We start from the raw sequence: 19,328 nt of genomic DNA, 5'->3' as shown, positions 1-19,328 counted from the left end.
CTCACTGCCTCACTGTCTCATTGCGCGAGCCGGCCCGACGCCGACCGTCTGCAGGCCGCCGTCCGTGACATATGGAACAAGGCCCGCAGCGCTGATCCTGTTGACGGTGTCGGCGGCGCAGACGCTGTCGGCCGGCGCGCAATAGTCGATTGCGAGGACCGGCAGCCGGTATTGCTCGCGAATCGTTTTCGCCTGCGCGAGCAGCCACTCGCGATCGGCCTGCGTGATCTCGGTGTAGCGCTTCGCCGCCTGGTCCCAGCCTCGGTACAGCGATTCGAATGCGACCGCATATACGAGCGAGTGAACCTGCGGCAATATTTCGAACCCGCGATTGAAAATCAGCCGTGCACGCGGATAGCGCGCCTTGATCGCGCGGACCACGGCAACGAGACCACGCTCCTGCCGCGCCCTCGCCGCGTCCGTCTTTGCGACGATCTGGTAAGAATCCAGAGTGTCGAGGAAAAAGCCGCGATAGCCTTTCTTCCATAGCGGAGCGATCACATTCTCCACGTAGAACGCCGGCCAGTCCGCCGCGTCCTGATCGATCACCTTCGCGCCCCACACCGTGTTGTCGCCTAGTTGCCAAGCCTTCGGAATGGCAGCGTAATACGGACGCTGCGGCTCCACCTCCCCCACGCTCACATAAGCGAACCACGCGGTGTCCGGATTCTTGTGCTTCAGCGGCTCGAAGCCGCTGTCGGGTTCGACCACCGCGACGTCGAAGTTGCGCAACTGGCTGACCGGCGGCTGCGTGCCATAAAAGAGCGCAATCGAGGGCCCCGCTCCCGCGTCGGCCCACGCGCGTTCGTGTGCGATCGAAGACAGCAAGCCCACCAGCACCAGACGCGCCGCGCATACCACGCGCCGATAAAACGCGCACATGTCGTGGCGCTGACGTTTTCCGATACTCATCCGCGAATCCCCGCCTAGTTGCGCAACATGTAAGTCTCGTACTCCAGCGACGCGAACTTGCGGTCGAGCAGCGTCACGGCCGCCATCACGACGAGCAGCAGCGCGAGCGCGAAACCGTAGCCGTACAAGTCAGGCCCGAGCCAGAGCGTGATGCCCGTGAACAGTGCGTTCAGCACGACGAACGCCGCCGTGAGTTTGAGCACGGCACGGCGTGCGTCGAGATAAAAGAACACATTGAGCAAGCCGAGCAGCAGCACTTGCAGACTGGCCGAGATCACATCCACGATGAGCAGCGGCAAATACAGCGTTGAAATTCCCAATGCTTCCAGCACGAGGTGCCCGAACGCGAGGATCAACAGCAGCACGACCGTCTGCACCTTCACGATCTCGTACAACCCTGCCCGCACGCTGCCGACCATCATGTCGCGCATGTCGTTGATATGGCGCAGCGTGGCGCCGCTGCGCACAGCGTCGTAGAAGCGGTCGTAGTACTCGACGAAATCCGCTTCGATCCGCACGAGAAAGGTTGCCATGCCGGGCATCACGCACACGTATGCAATGAACACGGGAATATCGTAGATCACCGACGCATGCAACGGTCCGATCACGCGCGCGCCGGTGTCCGGCGCGTACCAGAACATGAATTTGTCGATCCACACGCCAAGGTTGAACAGCAGTCCGACGAGCGCAAGACTCGGATACGCAAAGCGTTTTTGCAGCACCTCGAACGAGATGAAGCGCTCGCTGCGGTAGTTGCGATAGATCAGCCCGGACAGCCCGGCGAGCAGCACGACGTGACCCGCCACGAAGCCGCCGAGCAGCCCGGGCAGTCCATGACGGTTGAGCATCAACGCGAATGCAACGGTGCAGCCGTAGCCAAGCGCGAACACATAGAGAATTTGCCGATACTGCTTGACGCTCGACAGGAAAATCACCGCGATCCAGATATTGCTGACGACCACGAACCCCGCCACCATCAGCAGCCGGTAAATCAGCGGCTCGCCCCGAAAGCCGAATGCGACCGCGATCACGCCGAGCACGCCCGAGGCTGCCGTTGAAATCAGCACGACGCCGTTATAGTTCGACAGTACCAGGTCGTCGCGCTTTTCGAACAGGCGGTCGGAGATAAAGCGCGTGAACGACAGTTGCAGCGGCCCGGTCAGAATCAGGCTGCACGCGACGAGGTAAGTCACCGACACCTGGAACTGCACGATCGCGTACTTCGGAATCACGAACGCGAGGCTCAGCACACCAATAATCAGGATACCGAAGATCGACAGAATGAGCGGCCCGGAGCTGATCAGCCCCGCGTACGCATAGGCGCGCGCGACGCCGAAGAGCGTCTGGTGCTTGAGTATCTTGCGGAGCTCGAAACCGATGCCGGCCATCAGCGCACCTCTCGCGGTTGGGTTTGCGCGTTGCCGTGATGCATCGGGCAGCCGCCGCGCGCAGCGGCCGCATTGCCGCTCTCGCGTCCGTCACGTGTGGGCGCGGCCGTCAGGCGTTCGTACAGCACGCGGTATTGATCGATCATCTGCTTCTTCGTGTAAAAACGCCGCACCCGCGCAAGGCCCGCCTGCTGCGCCGCGAGCCAGCGCGGTTCGTCGCCGAGCAGATCGAGCACGGCCTGCGCGAACGCTGCCGGATTCGCGATGGGCACGACGCTGCCCGCCGAGCCCAGCGCGCGGTCTTCGTCACCGTAACCGTCGATCAGCTGACGGCACGAGCCAACATCCGTCGTGATGGAAGGCACGCCCGCCGCGAAGCCTTCCAGCACCACGAGCGGCAACGCCTCGCTGATCGACGTCAGCGCGATGACGTCGACTTGCGGCAAGATTTCGTCGATACGCTGGAAGCCGAGGAATTTCACGTTCTTCGCGAGCCCGAGACTTTGCACCAGCGCGCGGCACTCGAGCGCGTAGGCCGCATCTTCTTCCTCCGGTCCGACGATCCATCCTTCAATATCCGGCATGGTCCGCGACGCGATAAAGAGCGCGCGAATAAAGGTCTTGATGTCCTTGATCGGCACCACGCGGCCAATCAGCGCGACTACGTTGCGCGGCCGTGCGACGCGTTGTTCGACGAGCGGCGCCAGTGCGTCGACGTCCACGCCGTTCGGAATGTTGCGCGTGCGCGAAGCGAGTGCGCCGTCCGCGATCTGCCGTTGCCGATTGGTCTCGTACAGCGCGACGATGTCGTCGGCGGCGTCGTAGGCGAGCTTGCCGAGCGCTTCGAAGAAACGCACCCACAGTTCGCGGAAGTAACTGATCTTCGAGATGTCGCGCTCGAATGCACCGCGGTTGTCGCGTATCCACTGGCTTTGCAGCAGATCGATCTTGCGCTCTTTCGTATAGATGCCGTGTTCCGACACGAGCAGCGGCCGACCGCTCCGGTAATGCAGCAGCGCGCCGAGAAAACCCGCATAGCCCGTCGACACCGTGTGATACACCTTCGCCGGCGGCACTTGCTCCGCGACGCGCGCGAGCTGCCACAGCGGTTTGTGCATGATGCGCACGGTCCAGAAGTAGTCGGTAAACGACGGGTCCGTGCAATACCGATCGTACTGGTCGACGATGAAGTCCCACGCGGCGCGGCTCGACAGGAACTGCTCCTCGTTCAGCGGCCCGTTGTCGCCGATCATTTGCACCATGTCGGCCATCAGCGCGCCGGGGTCCGACGCCGCGTCGGAATTGCCGCGGTTGCGCCATGCGTCGTGCAACGCGGCCGAGCGCGCGAATGCCTGCGCGTCGCCGGGAATTTCACGCGACGCGTCTTTATCGGCATGGGCCGCTTCGTACAGATAGTGGGCTTCGAAATGGACCACGTTATCTGGCAGCGCATACGCCGCGCCTTCGTAGTCTTCTTCGCGGCTGCCGACGAACACGATCGAAAAGCGCAGCTCCGGATACGAGCGGATCATGCCGTTGACCCAGCTCGATACGCCGCCGCGCACATAGGGGAACGTGCCTTCGAGCAGCAGGCAGACATCGGCGTCCGCGGCGCGGCGCATCAGTGAGGGTTTCATGTTGACCAGTAACGCGCAACAGGTTTGAGCATCGGCAGCGTCGCGGCATTGCCGAGCGACGCCAACAGTTCAGATACGCGCACAAAATTCCCGCGCAGGAATTCGACTTCGGCAAGCCACGGCACCAGGCGTTCGCGTGGGAAGCCCAGCGCCTGGGCACGCGCCATGTAGTCGGCCGCTTCGTCTGCGGCGCCGTTCGCAAGAGCGAGGCGGCCGCGAATCATCCATAGCGCGGCGTCGCCGTCGTCGATCTCGAGCGCCGCGCGTGCGTGGTGATCGGCCTGTTCGAGCGTGTGCCGGTAGACCGCGCCTTGCACCAGGTTCTGATAGATCAGCTCGAAGTACAACTCCGCAAGCTGACGATTGATCGCGTGACGCTGATCGTCGGTGCTCGCCATCTCGAGGCTTTGCCCGGTCTGGAAAATGCGCTGCGTCACTTCGTTTTCCGCCTGGTCCAGCGTGCCGTAAGCAATCAGGCGCACGTCTTCAACCGGGTCCGCAAGCAGTTCGCGCAGCAGCGTGCCCGTGGTGCGCGTCGGCATGCTCTGGATCGCGACGAGCGCCGAAAGGCGATCCGACGCATTCACCTGCGTATTGACGATGCGCGCCTGCAAGCGCGCGCCGCCGCCATGCGATACGCGCGACATCAGGTGCGTAACGAATTCGGGCGCCGGCACGTCGTCCAGTTCCTCGCCGCTGTGTGAACGCGGATAGCAGGCGGCCCACGCACAACTCACGAGTACGACGAGGCCCCCGAACAGCGGCACGAATGCGCACCCGAGCCACAGCAGCAGCAAGCTCCAGCCGCGCGGCTCGCGATAGTGCTGCGGTAACAGCGCTCGAACCAGGAGCGCCTGCAATGCACCGCCGATCAGATTGATCGCGACGACGGGCAGCAGCGGGTCGAACGCCACCTGCCCGTTCGCGACGCGCCAGACCAACGCACATTGCACCAGCACGACGAGCACGATGCCGGCGAAAGCGACGAAAGCGCGAAGTACGCGCGACGCGCGGCCTATGGAGTGAGGGCGCACGGTTTCAGACATCGACGCCACTGCGCACGAGAAGACGCTTCAACGCCGGACCGGGCTCGCCGCCGAGATGCAGCGTATGCACGCCGATGCGCGCGCCTTCGAGATCGAGATTGAACTGCGCGCGCAGGCTTGCTTCGATCCGCGCGAGATAACCGTCCACGCCGGTCGCATCGGTCGCCGGCATCAGATTGATCAGCACCGACTGCCCCGCGGCCTTGACCGGCCACATCAGATCGAGAGCACGGCGGCGACGCATCACGTGTTCGAAGAACGAGTCGCCCTCGTCGTCGTGCGGGAACACCAGCGCGACGAGCGACGACGTAATGCCCGCCGCGTGTTCGAGGCGCGTGAGGCGGCTCACGTCGAGCGCGAACTCGTATGGGCAGTCGGGCAATGCATCGAGAATCGTGCGTACCTGCTGCGAGTGTTCGACGCCGTCGGCGTAATAGCCGAGCAGCACCAGCAGCAATTGCAGGTTGTCGAAGTTCAGCGACAGGAACGGCATGCGTTTGATCGCCAGCACGGCGATGAGCCGCCCGTCCGCCGAGATCATCGGCGCACACACGAGCAGGCCCGTGTTCGTGACAGGATGCTCGCCGCTCTTCAGATGCGCGACGGTCTGGGTTTCGAGCGCCCGTGCGACGAGTTCGTCGCGCGGGTCGAGCTCGAACGCATCGCCGATCCGGGCGAGCGTTTCACGCCCGAGCTTGCCGCCGTGCACGGGGTACAGCGCGGCCACTTCGATCTGACATGCCTGCGCGACGAATTCCAGCAGCGCGTGCGCGCCCGGCAGATCGTGCGACGGCACGTCCTTCGCACTATCGAGCCCATGCGCGACCGACAGACGGCGCAGTTCGGTAATCGAATCGCGCAACGTGGTCGGCTTCGACAACAGATCTTTTTCGAGCCGCTCGTGCGACAGGCGCATCAGGTAATGGCTGTTCGTAATCGCGACGAGCCGGTCGTTCAGGTAGTCGTTCAACGCGTTCGCGCGTTGCGCCCGGTTGCCCCACGTATCGCCGAAGTGACCGGCAACGATGGTCTGCAACAGACCGCCGGTGAAGAACAGCGTCGGCCATGCGTCGGGGCTGCCGCGCATCAGCACCTGCCAGGCGCCGATCAGCATCGCGCAGGCGAGCAAGCCGAGCAGCGTGCCGTAGCGCAGCGCGACGATCAGCGGCGCGAACCATAGCCACGGAAAACCAGTATGCAGCAGGAACGGGTCGTTGCGGTCGAGCGCCCAGCTCAACGCACCGGCCGCCGCAACGAACACGATCGTCTCGACAATTGAAAACGGCCGAGCCACCGCGGGCGCAACGATGCGCCGCAACGCGCTCAGGTTGCCGAGCGGATTCGAATGGCGCGGCTTCGCCGCACTGGCGGCGGATTGCGCGGTGACGGTATTCACAGCCGACTCCTCATGACATCTCGAGATACGAATGACAGCGTGCCTGCGCGGCGCGTGGATCAACCGCGCGAGCGCAGCGGCGACAACAGACTGCCGATCAACGACGAAGCAACGCTTGCAAGACTGGAGCGCGTCCATCCGCTCTTCGAACCCGTGGCGCTCCAGACCACCTGACCCGATGCGACGTCGATCAGTTCGAAGGTGACGCCCGCTACCGGCTCGCCGTCCACGCCCACCTTGTAGCGCCACTCTTCCACTGCGCCGGTCAGCACGTATTTCACATGCTGCTCACGCGCCCATGCGAGTTTCTTCTCGCCGAGATCGCGCTGCGCGGTATCGAACATCGCGTTCGCCGATGCATCGGCGGGAGCGATCCGCACATCCGTCAGGCCGTTCGCGCGCAGCGTGTTGGCCGCGATCGCAGCCGCGCTGCTGCCCGCCGCCGGCGTTTCGGTGAAGTTCGCCATCGACACGATTGCAACCGAGTCCTTGGCGCCGAGCGCCGGCGAGCCCGTTTGGCGGATGGAACCGCACGCGCCGAGCACGAGTGCCGTCGCCGTCACCGCCACGGACCATTTGATGAGGCCGGACCATCTTTTCATGTTGTTCATCGAACCACTCCTCAGTAACGTCGTTATTCGTCGCAGGCGCGATACGCCCGCATTGTCAGTCGAACAGAATCGGTAATCAGTAGTACCAGCTGTAGCGCGCGCCCAGCACCGTGACAGGCGTGCCGATCTTCGACACGCGCTGGTGTTGCAGGAACACCGCGACATGATCGCCGCCGAACACGGTGCCCGCGATACCCACGCTCATTTGCGGCCCCCAGCCCTGTATCGAATCGTGCAGCAGGCCGACGTCGAAGAAAGGCCGCCAGCGGTGCGTGTACTGCTCGAGCAGATCGTTGCCCGCACCGAAGAAGAAGCCGTATTGCGTATAGGTGTCGGGCATGAAGTCGCGCGGCGTGGCCGGTTGCAGCGCGACCGGCAACAGACGCGAGATCAGGCCATCGGCCTGGCCGCTTGCGCCATAGCCGCCGTGCGTGATGAGCGCGCGCAGCGTGTAATCTGGGTACTGCGTGCGAATCCGGTAACTCACCTCGCCCGTCGACAGCACGCCGCTGCCCATATAGGTGCGCGCCTGGCTGTAGAAACGGTCCGCCTCCACGCTGCCCGTGAGCGTGATGTGCTGCGTCATGCGATACGTGAAATCGCCGATCACGTTGTCTTTCATGCCGCCGACCAGCAGCGTCTGGGTTTCGTCCGCGACCTGATTACGGCCGGCGCGGAGTCCGAGTGTCAGGGCCGAATTGCGGCCCACCTCTCCCGCCAGATCGAGCGTGTAGAACGAGGCGGACGCAACGCGCCTGCCGCCCGTGATCGTGAACGACGTGTCGCGCGTGCGCCGCTCGCCGTAGATGTTGAGCCAACGATCCACCGAGGGCACGTTGACGAGTTGGGTGATGTCGGTCGAATGCTGAAAATGCTGGACCGCAGTCACGCCAACGAGATAACGCTCGGCGATCTTGCGGCTGCCGGCAAGCGTTGCCTCGACGTAATCGAGCGGATGCTCGACGTAGTTGGTGACATTCGCGTCGATCGATTGCGGCCAGTCGAGCGTCGTCTCCGTGACCCGTGTGTGCAGTTCGGTGTCTTCCGGCGCGCCGCCAAGGGCGTCGAACGCAAGCTGTTGCGCGCGATCAGGATGATCGACGGCGATGGTCGCGTCGATGCGGTCGTAGACCGGCAAGCGCGAGCGTTCCAGGTCGAGCAGCCGCTCCATCTCGCCCACGTTGTTCTCGGCGAGCGCGATGGTGAGCCGCGCGTCGGCGGGACGCGACAGGCGTTCGGCATACTGCTGCGCGAGCCAGCGCTTCGCAAGCGGATTGCTTTCGTGCGACAGCGCCCATGCAACCGCGACGTCCTTCGCGACCGCGCCGCGCACCTGCGCGTTTTGCGGCAGATCGGCGCCTTGCATCGGCGCACCGCCGGGCAAGCCCTTCGCGTTGCCGATCAGGGTGCGGCGCAGTTGCGCGATGTCGGCCGGCGTTGCGTGCGTGGACATGAGGTCGTCGAGCAATGCGGCGGAGACGTCACCCGTTGCAAACTCCGTCGATAACGTCACACGGCGGCCGCGCAGATCGGCGGCCGTTTCGGCGTCCTGCGCGGCGCGGCCACGCATCGACGCGCGCTGCGCGCCGTGGAGTTTCGCGAGCTTCGCCTGTTCGTGCAGTTGCAGCCACACCTTCTTGCGGATGGTCCAGGCCAGCCCCGCGTGCCCCGACTGTTCCTGTGCGTCGGCATAGGTGAGGAGCCACAGCGGATCGCGCGACATCATGCCTGCCTGCCGGCGCAGATAGTCGAGCGCGGCGACGGGCCGGTTCAGCCGCATTTCAGCGGCGGCGAACGGGCCCCACAACGCCGAGCTTTGAGCGGCATTGGCGCGCCAGCGCTTGAGCGCGGCGCGCAGATCCGCGTCGCTGCCGTAGTCGACGAGGGTCCACAGATACGCGGCGCTCACGTCGGAGCCTGCGCCGGGCAGGTCCACTGCCCGCTTCAGATCGGCAAGTGCGTTTTGCGGCTCACCCATCAGGCGATAGTATTCGGCGCGTACGCCGAGCAATACGGGCGACGCGTCGGCGGTCCTGCGCTCGTCCGGCGTGAGATTCGCGAGCAGCGTCGCGATCCGGTCCAATGCCTGCGCGTCGAGGTAGTAGTAGATCGCGTCGCGCAACGCACGCGCCGTGTGTTCGCGATGAAAGCGCAACTCGGCGATGCGGCCTGCGTCGATCGGATACGGATCGTAGAAATCCGTCATTTCGCCGAGATCTTCCCGCGTCGCCATGCCGTTCGCGAGCAGATGGCGATACGCCTCGTTGGCGTCGTCGTCGCGTTGCTGCAGTCGCGCGAGTTCGGCGTAGTTGCGCCAGAAAACTTCGTCGCCGTCTTTTGCGCCTGCTCGCGCGGCGGACAACGCGGCGAGCGAGGCGCGATAGTCGCCCTTGCGGTACAGCACACTCGCCGTGCGCAGCGCGGCCGTTGCGTCGTTCGTATGACGTGCCTGCACCGCGCGGTAGGTAGCGAGCGCCTCTTCGTCGTGCCCTGCCCGCTCGGCAAGCGCGCCTATACGCTGATCGATCGCATCGCCATTCGCGCCGCGCGGCAGCGAACGCAGGAACGCCAAGCCGTCGTCGGGCCGGCCAAGACGTTCATAGGTGGCGGTGACGCTGTCGACGAGTTTCATGTCGCCGGGCTTCGCGCGCGCCTGGTGAACCAGCGCGACGAGATACGCTTCGTCGTCGTTGAGCATTGGTGCGATACGCAGCACGTTTTGCCAGCCAACGGGATCGTTCGACACCTGCGCATATTCGAGCCACGACTTCAGCGCGAGCGAGGGGTCGCGATTCCATTCCGCCACTTCGGCGAGTCGCTTGACCCACACTGCGGAGCGCGGATCGCGCTGCACCTGCTGCGCGGCGATTTTCTGCGCGTTGGGCAGATCGCCGGATTCGACGAACGCCTGGAATACGGTGTTTGCGATGCCGGGGTCCGGGTTAGTCTGGGGTGCAGCGGTGGCTGCGCTTGCCGGTGTCGCTGGGCTTGCCGGGGTCGCTGCAGTCGCAATGCGAACGACGTGAACCGTGCGCGGATGTTGCGCCTCGCCGTGCATCGCCTCGCGCAGACTCGCGAGCACGAAGCCGCCGGGCCGCGCGACGGGTCCGTCCATATACGCGTATTGCGCGCGGGGCGAAGGCAGCCCTTGCGGCGGCATCTCACGCAATTCGTTCGACGTATAGCGCGCCAGCATCTTCGCGTAGCGATCGACCGCTTGCGGCCGGTTCGCGGCACGCGCGAGATTCAGCAGCACGACAAGCGTTGCCGGATCGTCGGCGAGCGCGCTGCCATGTGCATCCGCCGCGGCAAGCGCGTCGTCGAGCAGATTGCCCGACTGCAACGCGCGCAGGCCCGCCACGAAGCAACGGCGCTGTTCGTCGCGCGTGCGAGCCGCAGCCTGCTGACGGAACCAGGCATTCGCGGCCGCGCGATAGTCGCCCACTTGCAGCGCGTAGCGCGTGATCTGCGTGTCCCACTTGTTGCGGCCATCGGGATCGTTAGCCGAGAGCCGCGCGTAAAGCTGCATTGCGAGATCGGGCAGGCCGACTGCAGCCGCGCGTTGTGCGAGCCATTCGAGGTCCTTCGGCGCCCACTGCAGCTTTGCCGCTTCCTGCAAATGCACGCGCAGATCGCTCAGTTCGCGGGCACGGCGCGGATCGTCTTCGGGAATCGCAAAGGTGCGCTGCTCCGCCACCGAAAGACGCAGCATCGTCGCGGTGCGATGCATGTCGTCGGTGCCGAGCGCATCCATGCGTGCGGCGATCCGCTCGGTGTCGGCGGTACGGCCCAGATACGAATACTGGGCGCCGAGCAACGAGAGAAACTCCTCATTATCCGGCCGCACCTTCGACCATGCTTCCAGATACGCGACGCTCAGGTCGCTGGGCGCCCCGACCGACGCCACGCGCTGGCGCAAGCCGCCGCGAGGCGACACGCCGTATATCGTCAGCAGTACGACGCCCGCCATCAGACAGACGAGCCAGGTCGGTGCGATACGGGGACGTTTAGCGCTCACAGGAAATCTCGACGGGCTGATAGTTCACCTCCAGACCGGCGGAGGCCGGGGTGTCGAAGCGCAAGCCTGCGGCGTCGCGGTGGACGGCGACGGGACGTCCAGCGACATTCACACTGCAACTGCCCGCGTGGGCAAGCCTGACGAACGACTGGTAGTAGCCCCCGAATTCGAACGACATGCCGTTTGCGCCGCGCCTGAAGTTGCGAACGAAGCCGTTCGCTTCGGCGATGTAGGGCAATGCGCCTGCTTTCAAAAGCGCTCCCGCCGAGCTATCGCGAGCATCGGCACCGTTGAACGACACGCGAGCGGCGCCGTCGGCGATGTGGATATAAGTGCCGTCGGGGCCGGCCGAATAGCCGGTGACGCCGGCCGATGCGCGCAGATCCGGCGCCGTCGACAGCGGCCAGTGCAACTCCCGCACGTCCCCGTTGCCACGCACGATCCAGTCGCCGTCGGCACGTTTGCCGCCATTGGCACCTGCACCTGCACCTGCACCTGCACCTGCACCTGCACCTGCATCCGCGTCGACGTCGCCGCGCACCGCGCGTGCGACAGCGAACGAACGCCAGTCGAGCACCTTTTGCGTGTAGTCGGTCATCTGCACGGGCAGCACGGCTTGCTTGAGCACCGCCGTGAAAATCTGGTCGAGCGCGCGCAGCGAAGCGACCTTGGTGCCGCTGTACATGTGGTAGTACAGGTCGATCGGCTTGAAACGCAACGGCTTGTCCGTCATGTCGAAGGTTTCGAGCACGCGCGTGAAACCGTAGAACGGACCCAGCCAGTCGTTCGTATAGACGTTCTCGTCCTGATTCGGCGCGTACACCTGATACGCGCCCGGCCCTTTGTCGACGCCGATCGGCGCGATGTTGGTCCAGCTGCTCGCGCTCTTCGTGATGACGGTGTCGCCGCCGTTCACGTTCGCGACGCCCGCCGCGTAGACCTTGCGCACCACCACCGCGGGCGGCTTGCAGTTGCCGGGCCATTGCAGAATGGTCGTCTTCTTGCCGGGAGGCGCAAGGCGCGTATTGATGTAATCGATCGAGCCGGTTACCTCCCGGTCGATGTCGAACGTGTAGTTCGGAATGTTCAGCGAGAACGCAGTATCGCCGCCGCCGCGATCCACACGTTCGCCCGTCTTCGCGTCCACGCTGCCCCAGTCGAACGGATGCGAGTAGGTATGCGTGCCGATTGCCACATACGGCAGCGCGAACATCTTGCGGGCAATCTCCTCCAGGCGCGGCGAAATTTTCGGGTAAAGACCCGTGGGCCCCACTTCACCCTCGATGACGGACAGCGTCATCGGCACCTTGTAGCGGGTAAAAATCTGCTGATACAGCGCTTCGCCCGAATAGTCTGCGCCGGGAAACTCCGCGCGCGACGCGAAACCGTCACCGTCGACGTGCGACATGAAAAGGCGCCGCCCGTTCTCGGTGGTCACGCTCGGCGACGGCATCTGTTGCAGACGCAATGCGGCGGTGAGGAACGAAATCGGTTGAATCGCCCAGCGCTCCTGGTCGATGCCGTTGAGCGACACGACCGTGTACGGGCTCATCGCGAAGCCGCCCCATGGCGTGATCGCGACCGGGTCCAGCGTCGCCTGACCGCTCTTCACGCGCAGCAGCGGCCGGCTGGCTGCGCCGACCTGAACGCCCGTCAGGTCGCGCGGGCCGAGCTTGGGATCGATCTCGAAGCCGATCATCGGATCGCGCGAGACGACGTCTACCTTGTCGCTGAAGGGACCCGGCACTGCCTGCAGATCGAGCGCGCGCCCTTCGTCCTCGGCCGCGTCGAAACCGAACTGGCCAAGAAACGCAACGGGAACGTGCGCGGCGATGCGCGCATCGACCCATCTGCGCCACACGGCGCTGTCCTGCGTGCCGCTGCCCTGCAGCCACGCAACGACGCCCGCGTAGCGGTCGGGCGTGATGTCATCGGGAAGCGTGTCGTTGACGTTCGCGTACTCGACGTCATAGCCGAGATAGTTCAGCGGCATGGCCAGGTCGCGCACGGCGGGGGTTTCGTCGAGCAGCAAATCTTCGCCCGTGTCCTGCACGACGAGCACCTTGCGCGGCAGCACTTCGATTGCGCCGATGCCGACCACGTCGCGCGCCACGTCGGTCACATAGGGCGTTACGCCCGTCGCCACGACCTGCGCCGCCGTCCTGCGCGCGCACGCGCGGTCATCGGCGGCGCAGTATTCGATCGACACGACGGGCACGCCCGTCTGCCGCATGAACGCTTGCGCCGCGGCGACGCGCGCCGCACGGTCGTCTGCGGAAACGACGATCTGCCCGGCACCGCTCGCGCTCGCACCGCTGACGAGCGACGGACCCACAACCGCATACAGCGCTTTGGCATGCGGCGCGGCGAGCTTAAGCGCGTCGTCGCCGCCAATCACGATTCGCGCGTCGGGATGCGCCGCGCGAATCGCGTCGATCGATGCAAGTGCTTGCGGCGTGTCGAGCAGGAAGCCACGATAACCGCGTTGCCACAGCGGCTCGATTACGCTCGCGACGAATGCACTGGGCGTGCTGGCAGCGGCGTCCGCACCGGTGCGCGCGAGCCATACCGTATGGCGCAACGGATTCGCCGACGGATCGAAACCATGCGACGGATCGACGACGACGGCATCGAACGCGTGCAACAAGTCGACCGGCACATTGGCGCCGTCGAAAAACGCGAGATTGACTGACGCAAAAGGACCCGCTTGCGCAGTGCGCGCTTCTGCCTGAGCTAGCGGTGCCGCGGGTAATGTAGAGGATAGGGATTGCGGCGCCGTCGACTGAGCGTTCGCGCTGCCGTAGACGATCGCGAGCGCCGCAAGGACAGCGCACTCGGACACACGCATGAGGCGCGGCTGGGCACGTCCTCGCTCGAGACGCGCCGGCGTCGCCTCGCCGCCCGGCCCGCTGCGAAGCGCCCGGCGCGCACCCCCGATCGTTTGAATCCCCAATGGCATGTGATTTCTTCTTCGGTTTATGCTCTTTTACCGGCCCGCATTGAACGCGGCTTTTTTTGGGCTTTACTGCAGCCCACTCGATTGACTGCCCCTCTTTTTTGACGCGCGCTGCGCCGACCTTTACAACGGCGTAATAAAACACCGCCACGGCCCCTCTGGCGTTAATAGCCGCCCCGCGTCCAGGTTGCGCATTCTAATAGCTGCTTTTTCAAATTGCACGAGTATTCTGGCGCTCGGGTTTTTTACCAACAATCGCCAAAAACGCCCGGAACATCAACGAACTACTGTGCTACCCAATCCTATATGACGGCGCAAACGTTTCACCTCTTCACCACCCGTCGGGTCCAAAATGGTTCGGTCTGACAACAATTAACAATCCACGAATGACTTAATCGTTTTCAGCGGGAATCTTTCGAGCAGGCTTGAGCGGGCAAGATGGGGCTCGGAGCGCCAGTGTTGTGTCAGGTGCCGTGCTGCCGGAATCGTCGCCGCCGCACGTTGTTATTGGCGCGCAATCCGGCGCGACAGAAGGACCGCCGGGGTTCCGCCGTTGGCCGTTTGGTGAAGTGATTTTCGATAAACCGCTTTAGCCGGAAACCGTTCGGTGGACTTCCCCTGGAAATCGTTAAAACCCGATTTGTGCCAGTGCGCGACGGTTTGATACCGCTGATTTGCGGTGGTGAGTGGCGTTAATACGGTCATGCTTGGGACGGATTTTGTTGAGCGACTCAACGGCAGCCGCACGACATCTTGTTGTTTCTGCCGCCATGACACCCCCGCTGCTTCACCCTTATTAAATGCGGATTAACTATTTTTCATTTGACACGCCTGTTTTTATGCAGCGCAAATCAACTGACACATCGATCCACTCGGCGGCATGCTTATTGACTCGCGCAAACGTTATCGTCGGTGGATATCGCTTTTCACGGCATGAGGCGCTCCGCGGCGCTTAGCGTGTCGTTGCAGTGAGGCAACGGCAAGGTCGCCGCTGACGGTTGGTGGGCACCCAGGCACAGCCATTGCTCAACATCGCTCGCCGGCAGATCGCTCGTTGCGGGACCTAACCCGAGGCGAGCCGCCGTTCTACTTTCAATCCAGTATTCATCGGTGGGAGGCCTCATGCTTCGATACGCTGCAATCTTCTTCGTCATCGCTATCATCGCCGCGGTATTCGGCTTTGGCGGCATCGCCGCCGGCGCGACGGAGATCGCCAAGGTGCTGTTCTTCATCTTCGTGGTGATTTTCCTCGTCACCTTGCTGATGGGCGTGATGCGGCGCTGATCACCGCATCGGCTGTATAAGCGGAGGAATACCCGCCCCGGCGCGTGCGAACAACCTCTTGCAATACCTGCCACGGTGTATTGCAATAGTTGCCGCTCACGCCGGGCTTCTCCGCAACGCAGCACGCGCATCGCGCTATACGTGTGCCGCCAGTCTTCAGCGTGTTCCACCCGCCACTCCAGCATTCCCTCGTCTGTATCTGCTTCATTCCTCCGACAGCACGCGCGAGTCGCTCTCCCGCATGCCCAGATGCAACTCCTCGCATAGAAAACCTTGCAACGTCTGCACGGCTGCCTCCTGCGCGCCCGCGACCTCGCGCGTGAACAGCCCAAAATCCGCAGCGGGCGCATCGGGCAAGCCATCGGCACGACCCAGAATTCTCATGGACTCCGAACGAATATTGCCTTCGAGCAATACCGACACACCGAGCCCCGCTTCGACCGCCGACTGCACCGCCGGCAAGCTCGTGCTCGTACACACAATGCGCCAGCCGATGCCCGCGCGGCGCAGCGCCGTCAACACATTCTGTTGCCACAGACATGTGTCGCCGAAAGCGACCAGCGGTAAGAGCGCTTCGGCGTCGCGCGAATAGCCGCGCGCGCCGACCCAGAACAACGGTTGAGTCCATGTGAGCAAAGGCGTGCCGTTCACCAGCGCGGGATCGGCAACGACCACATCGAGGCCGCCGTCTACGAGCCGCCTGGATAAAGCGGCGCTGCTGTCCACGACGATTTCGAGCGCGACCCGCGGATAGGCAATCGAAAAACGCCGCAACGCACGCGGCAAACGACCGACAGCGATGTCCTCGAGCATGCCGAGCCGTACCGTGCCCGACACCTGCCCCGCGCTCAGCGCACGCCGCGCATCGGCACCCGCGCCGAGAATCGCGTGCGCGTACGGCAGCAGCAGATGGCCGGCTTCGGTGAGTTGCACGCCGCGTGGCGAACGGTCGAGCAGCCGCTGACCAAGGTCTTCTTCAAGACGGCGCAACTGCATGCTCACCGCGGCCTGGGTGCGTGCGAGACGAATTGCGGCCACGCCCACCGCGCCCGTCTCCGCGACGGTGACGAATGTGCGAAGCAGACTGCTGTCGAGGTCACGGGTCATCACGATTGTTGAAGTCGGCATAAGAAATATCAACTTATCTTAGTAGCGCGGGAGCCGATAAGATAGCGTGAACATTCACACAGCGACGCGAAAAAACCATGCAGGACACGACAATCAAGTGCGCAGCCGCGCCCGACCCGGCCGACGTCAAACCTGCGCGCGCCGCGGCCGGTGCAGCGTTGCTGTGCGTGCTGTCCATGTCGAGCGTCCAGTTCGGCGCCGCGCTTTCCGAACCGACCATGTCGGTCTACGGCTCGCTCAGCACCACCTGGCTGCGGCTCTGCTGGGCCGCCCTCGTGCTCGCAGTGCTGGTAAGGCCGCGCGTTCGCAGCTACTCGCGCGCGCACTGGTTCGCCGCGGGCGCGCTCGGCGCCGCGATGGCCGGCATGACATTGTGTTTTTTCGCGGCGCTTCAACGTATTCCACTCGGCCTCGCGGTGGCGATCGACTTTCTCGGGCCGCTAACGGTCGCAACCCTGGCCGTCCGCCGTGCACGTGCGCTTCTATGGCCCGCGCTGGCGATTGCGGGCGTCGTGCTGCTTTCGCGCGATCGCGGCGGCTGGGTGGGTGAACCGCTCGGCGTATTCCTTGCGCTTGCCGCCGCTTGCGGCTGGGGCAGCTACATCGTGTTGATGAAAAAGACCGGCAAGCTGTTCGCGGGTCTGGAAGGCCTGTCGGTCTCGCTGATCGCAGCGGCGCTCGTGGCCACGCCTTTCGGTCTCGCACAAAGCGGCATACACGTGGCCGCGGGCCAACTCGCGGCGACCGCCGGCCTTGCGATACTCGTTCCTCTTTTGCCCTATGCGCTGGAAATGGTGGCGTTGCGTCATATGCCCGCAGGTTCGTTCGGTATCCTGATGAGTGTAGAGCCAGCCATCGGCGCAGTGGCAGGCTTTGTCGTATTGCATCAGCCGATGGGTATTCTGCAGGTCGCGGGCACGTTGTTCGTGGTGGCCGCGAGTGTCGGCGCGGTGGTGGCCGCGCGGTAGCGATGGCGCGTTGCGATCCGTCGAGCGCGTCGTGCAGTAAGGACCACTCAACTGCGGAAGCGCATGGGCGGCTGCTAAGCCATGTTCTCGGCTTCGTATAGACGCCGCCCGGCGGCGTCCTTCGCGCCGACAATCGGCTCGAAATCGATCGGCCATTCAATGCCGATGTCCGGATCGCTCCACAAGATGCAGCGCTCCAGTTCGGGAAACCAGTACTCGGTTGTTTTCCACAGACACTCGGCGACGTCGGAAAGCACGACGAAGCCATGCGCGAAGCCCGGCGGCACCCAGATCTGCCGATGGTTTTCCGCGCTCAGGTGCGTGCCGCACCACTTGCCGAAGTTCGGTGAATTGAGCCGCACGTCCACGGCGACGTCGAAAATTTCGCCTGCCACGACCTGCATGAGCCGGCCTTGCGGACGCTGGACCTGGTAGTGCAATCCGCGCAGCACGCCATGCACCGCGCGCAGATGCCGGTCTTGCACGAAGTCGAAACCGCGTGCGACGTCGGCGGTAAACTCGTCCGCGGCAAAGCTCTCATAACAGAAACCGAATGGGTCGCCAAACACCTCGGGCTCGATGAGTTTCACTTCCGGCAGTGCCGTTGCCAACACCTGGTTGCCCATGCCACTGTGCCCGTAAGAAACTGCTCGACAAAGAACGAGGACACCGCCGCGCGTCCGCGCGGCGGCCTTGAAACGCGCCTGCCCTACAGACGCGCTCTACTGTCAGAGCTCCGAGGAGGCAAGCCGGCTGCGGGCGCGATATTCGGTTGGCGATAGCGCCATGCGCTTGCGGAAGATCTTTGCAAGGCGGTCGCCGTTGCCGGTGCCGCTGCGCCGCGCGATCTTGTCGACCGGCAGTTCGGTTTCAGTGAGGAAGTTGCAAGCAATGCGCAGACGCACCTGCAACAGGTAGTCGGACGGCGTGACGTGCATCTCATGCTTGAAACGACGCAGGAAATTGCGCTCGCTCATCGCGGCGACCTGGGCTGCGTCGGCAACCGACACCGGACGGTCGCAGTTCGCTTCCATCCAGCGCGCGGCCGCGCGGATTTTTTCCGCCACGCTCAGCGTGCCGCCCTCGGCGGGCAGCGGAACCCATGTTGCAGCCATGCCAGGCATCACGCGTTCGGCGACGCTGCGCGCGAGTTCCGCGCCTAGATCGCGCTTGATGAACATGAGCGCGCTGCGGGCGCAGTCATTGCGATCGTTGGACGCGCTGAGGATAGCGTCCGCCCCGCCGCGGCCATAGCGACCAATTTGCAGCGCCTCGGGGTCGCCCGGATTGGCCGCCTCCAGCACGAGCCGCCCTTCGCCGATGGTTTCGATCGCACGAGTGCGTGCCTGCACCGAGCGCAGCCAGCCGAGCAGGCGCTGGTCGCGGGCCGCCTCATGCGCGCCGTGACCGCCGGCAATGAAAAGGACGTCGAAGCCCGTTCCATAGCGTGTGTCGATACGATCGGTCCAGATGCGCGCGGCCGACGAACTCGGCACACTGCCGCCGTCGAGCGACAGGAACTGCACTTCATAGGGCGGCTCTTCGCCTGGGCGCGTACCGGAGAGTTCGTTCGCGGTCTGGAACATTTCGACGACCGTACCGGGGCCAAGCAACCAGAAGCCGTCGAACAACAGCACACCAATTCGCCGCGCCGCTGTGCGCACATTGACAGCGGGCGTGTGTAACCAGGTAACCCTCGCGGAATCGACGTGGATGTGGGACATGGTCTTCCTCAAAATGTCTACGTGGTTGGACGAGGACGCGCGTTACTCCGACGATATGGATCAACTGATAATCGCTATTCAACATCGGTGAACGCCGCTTCACGCATTATCAGCGATGTTAGCCGAATGAATCCCGTTAGTAAATTTGAAAACAACGGAATTAGCCAGGCATTTAACGTCTGACGAAAATTATTCTCATTTGATGCAAGTAATAATTAGCCGACGCGTGAATCCGGAGCGGAAAAACCTACCGCGCGCCG

13 protein-coding genes are annotated in these 19,328 nt (G+C 63.9%); 2 read left to right on the top strand and 11 right to left on the bottom strand.

Translation table 11 applies throughout. The features are described from left to right. Window positions 1-9: 9 nt before the first annotated feature. From ACTJLB_RS04475 to ACTJLB_RS04440, 8 genes are all read right to left on the bottom strand, one after another. Window positions 10-912, bottom strand: coding sequence for an endo alpha-1,4 polygalactosaminidase (locus ACTJLB_RS04475; protein WP_440782597.1), 903 nt, complete (start codon window positions 910-912; stop codon window positions 10-12). Window positions 913-926: 14 nt separating this feature from the next. Beyond that, on the bottom strand, window positions 927-2,300 hold the full coding sequence (pelG, locus tag ACTJLB_RS04470) for an exopolysaccharide Pel transporter PelG (RefSeq protein WP_087753155.1): 1,374 nt from the start codon (window positions 2,298-2,300) through the stop codon (window positions 927-929). Continuing rightward, window positions 2,300-3,937, bottom strand: a complete 1,638-nt coding sequence (gene pelF / locus ACTJLB_RS04465) for a GT4 family glycosyltransferase PelF (protein WP_214878892.1) — start codon at window positions 3,935-3,937, stop codon at window positions 2,300-2,302. The genes pelG and pelF overlap by 1 nt, the downstream gene beginning before the upstream one ends. Further along, window positions 3,934-4,983: a tetratricopeptide repeat protein gene (locus tag ACTJLB_RS04460; protein ID WP_440782596.1), complete on the bottom strand. Its 1,050-nt coding sequence runs from the start codon at window positions 4,981-4,983 to the stop codon at window positions 3,934-3,936. Before ACTJLB_RS04460 ends, pelF begins: the two co-directional genes overlap by 4 nt. Continuing rightward, entirely contained in the window at window positions 4,976-6,379 is a 1,404-nt protein-coding gene (locus ACTJLB_RS04455) for a PelD GGDEF domain-containing protein (RefSeq protein ID WP_440782595.1), read from the bottom strand. Before ACTJLB_RS04455 ends, ACTJLB_RS04460 begins: the two co-directional genes overlap by 8 nt. Before the next feature lie 59 nt (window positions 6,380-6,438). Beyond that, on the bottom strand, window positions 6,439-6,990 hold the full coding sequence (locus ACTJLB_RS04450; RefSeq protein ID WP_214878887.1) for a penicillin-binding protein activator LpoB: 552 nt from the start codon (window positions 6,988-6,990) through the stop codon (window positions 6,439-6,441). Window positions 6,991-7,066: 76 nt separating this feature from the next. Next, on the bottom strand, window positions 7,067-10,960 hold the full coding sequence (locus ACTJLB_RS04445) for a tetratricopeptide repeat protein (RefSeq protein ID WP_440782835.1): 3,894 nt from the start codon (window positions 10,958-10,960) through the stop codon (window positions 7,067-7,069). Between the two features lie 37 nt (window positions 10,961-10,997). Next, window positions 10,998-13,856 (bottom strand): sugar ABC transporter, encoded by a 2,859-nt coding sequence (locus tag ACTJLB_RS04440; RefSeq protein WP_440782834.1) that lies wholly within the window; start codon window positions 13,854-13,856, stop codon window positions 10,998-11,000. Between the two features lie 1,230 nt (window positions 13,857-15,086). Between ACTJLB_RS04440 and ACTJLB_RS04435 the strand changes: the two genes are divergently transcribed. Next, entirely contained in the window at window positions 15,087-15,248 is a 162-nt protein-coding gene (locus tag ACTJLB_RS04435; protein WP_006051149.1) for a DUF1328 domain-containing protein, read from the top strand. A 204-nt stretch (window positions 15,249-15,452) separates the two neighbouring features. Here the strand turns inward: ACTJLB_RS04435 and ACTJLB_RS04430 are convergent, their stop codons facing one another. Next, window positions 15,453-16,376, bottom strand: coding sequence for a LysR substrate-binding domain-containing protein (locus ACTJLB_RS04430; RefSeq protein ID WP_020069904.1), 924 nt, complete (start codon window positions 16,374-16,376; stop codon window positions 15,453-15,455). A 77-nt stretch (window positions 16,377-16,453) separates the two neighbouring features. Here ACTJLB_RS04430 and ACTJLB_RS04425 point away from each other — a divergent pair, with 77 nt between their 5' ends. Further along, window positions 16,454-17,344 (top strand): EamA family transporter, encoded by an 891-nt coding sequence (locus ACTJLB_RS04425; RefSeq protein ID WP_020069905.1) that lies wholly within the window; start codon window positions 16,454-16,456, stop codon window positions 17,342-17,344. Between the two features lie 74 nt (window positions 17,345-17,418). On the opposite strand, the gene rfbC is transcribed toward ACTJLB_RS04425, so the two are convergent. Both rfbC and ACTJLB_RS04415 read right to left on the bottom strand, forming a co-directional pair. Next, window positions 17,419-17,970 (bottom strand): dTDP-4-dehydrorhamnose 3,5-epimerase, encoded by a 552-nt coding sequence (gene rfbC / locus ACTJLB_RS04420; RefSeq protein WP_020069906.1) that lies wholly within the window; start codon window positions 17,968-17,970, stop codon window positions 17,419-17,421. A 102-nt stretch (window positions 17,971-18,072) separates the two neighbouring features. Continuing rightward, on the bottom strand, window positions 18,073-19,068 hold the full coding sequence (locus ACTJLB_RS04415) for a GlxA family transcriptional regulator (RefSeq protein WP_027804932.1): 996 nt from the start codon (window positions 19,066-19,068) through the stop codon (window positions 18,073-18,075). Window positions 19,069-19,328: the final 260 nt, after the last annotated feature.

Source organism: Paraburkholderia sp. 22098 (assembly GCF_052045935.1).
GTDB lineage: Bacteria > Pseudomonadota > Gammaproteobacteria > Burkholderiales > Burkholderiaceae > Paraburkholderia > Paraburkholderia caledonica.
This window is presented reverse-complemented; position numbering and strand designations above follow the sequence as displayed.

Excerpts from the sequence above, each read along its gene's own strand:
- ACTJLB_RS04475 (WP_440782597.1), bottom strand. The coding sequence starts at position 912 with ATGAGTATCGGAAAACGTCAGCGCCACGACATGTGCGCGTTTTATCGG.
- pelG (WP_087753155.1), bottom strand. The coding sequence starts at position 2,300 with ATGGCCGGCATCGGTTTCGAGCTCCGCAAGATACTCAAGCACCAGACG.
- pelF (WP_214878892.1), bottom strand. The coding sequence starts at position 3,937 with ATGAAACCCTCACTGATGCGCCGCGCCGCGGACGCCGATGTCTGCCTG.
- ACTJLB_RS04460 (WP_440782596.1), bottom strand. The coding sequence starts at position 4,983 with ATGTCTGAAACCGTGCGCCCTCACTCCATAGGCCGCGCGTCGCGCGTA.
- ACTJLB_RS04450 (WP_214878887.1), bottom strand. The coding sequence starts at position 6,990 with ATGAACAACATGAAAAGATGGTCCGGCCTCATCAAATGGTCCGTGGCG.
- ACTJLB_RS04445 (WP_440782835.1), bottom strand. The coding sequence starts at position 10,960 with ATGGCGGGCGTCGTACTGCTGACGATATACGGCGTGTCGCCTCGCGGC.
- ACTJLB_RS04440 (WP_440782834.1), bottom strand. The coding sequence starts at position 13,856 with ATGCGTGTGTCCGAGTGCGCTGTCCTTGCGGCGCTCGCGATCGTCTAC.
- ACTJLB_RS04435 (WP_006051149.1), top strand. The coding sequence starts at position 15,087 with ATGCTTCGATACGCTGCAATCTTCTTCGTCATCGCTATCATCGCCGCG.
- ACTJLB_RS04430 (WP_020069904.1), bottom strand. The coding sequence starts at position 16,376 with ATGCCGACTTCAACAATCGTGATGACCCGTGACCTCGACAGCAGTCTG.
- ACTJLB_RS04425 (WP_020069905.1), top strand. The coding sequence starts at position 16,454 with ATGCAGGACACGACAATCAAGTGCGCAGCCGCGCCCGACCCGGCCGAC.
- rfbC (WP_020069906.1), bottom strand. The coding sequence starts at position 17,970 with ATGGGCAACCAGGTGTTGGCAACGGCACTGCCGGAAGTGAAACTCATC.
- ACTJLB_RS04415 (WP_027804932.1), bottom strand. The coding sequence starts at position 19,068 with ATGTCCCACATCCACGTCGATTCCGCGAGGGTTACCTGGTTACACACG.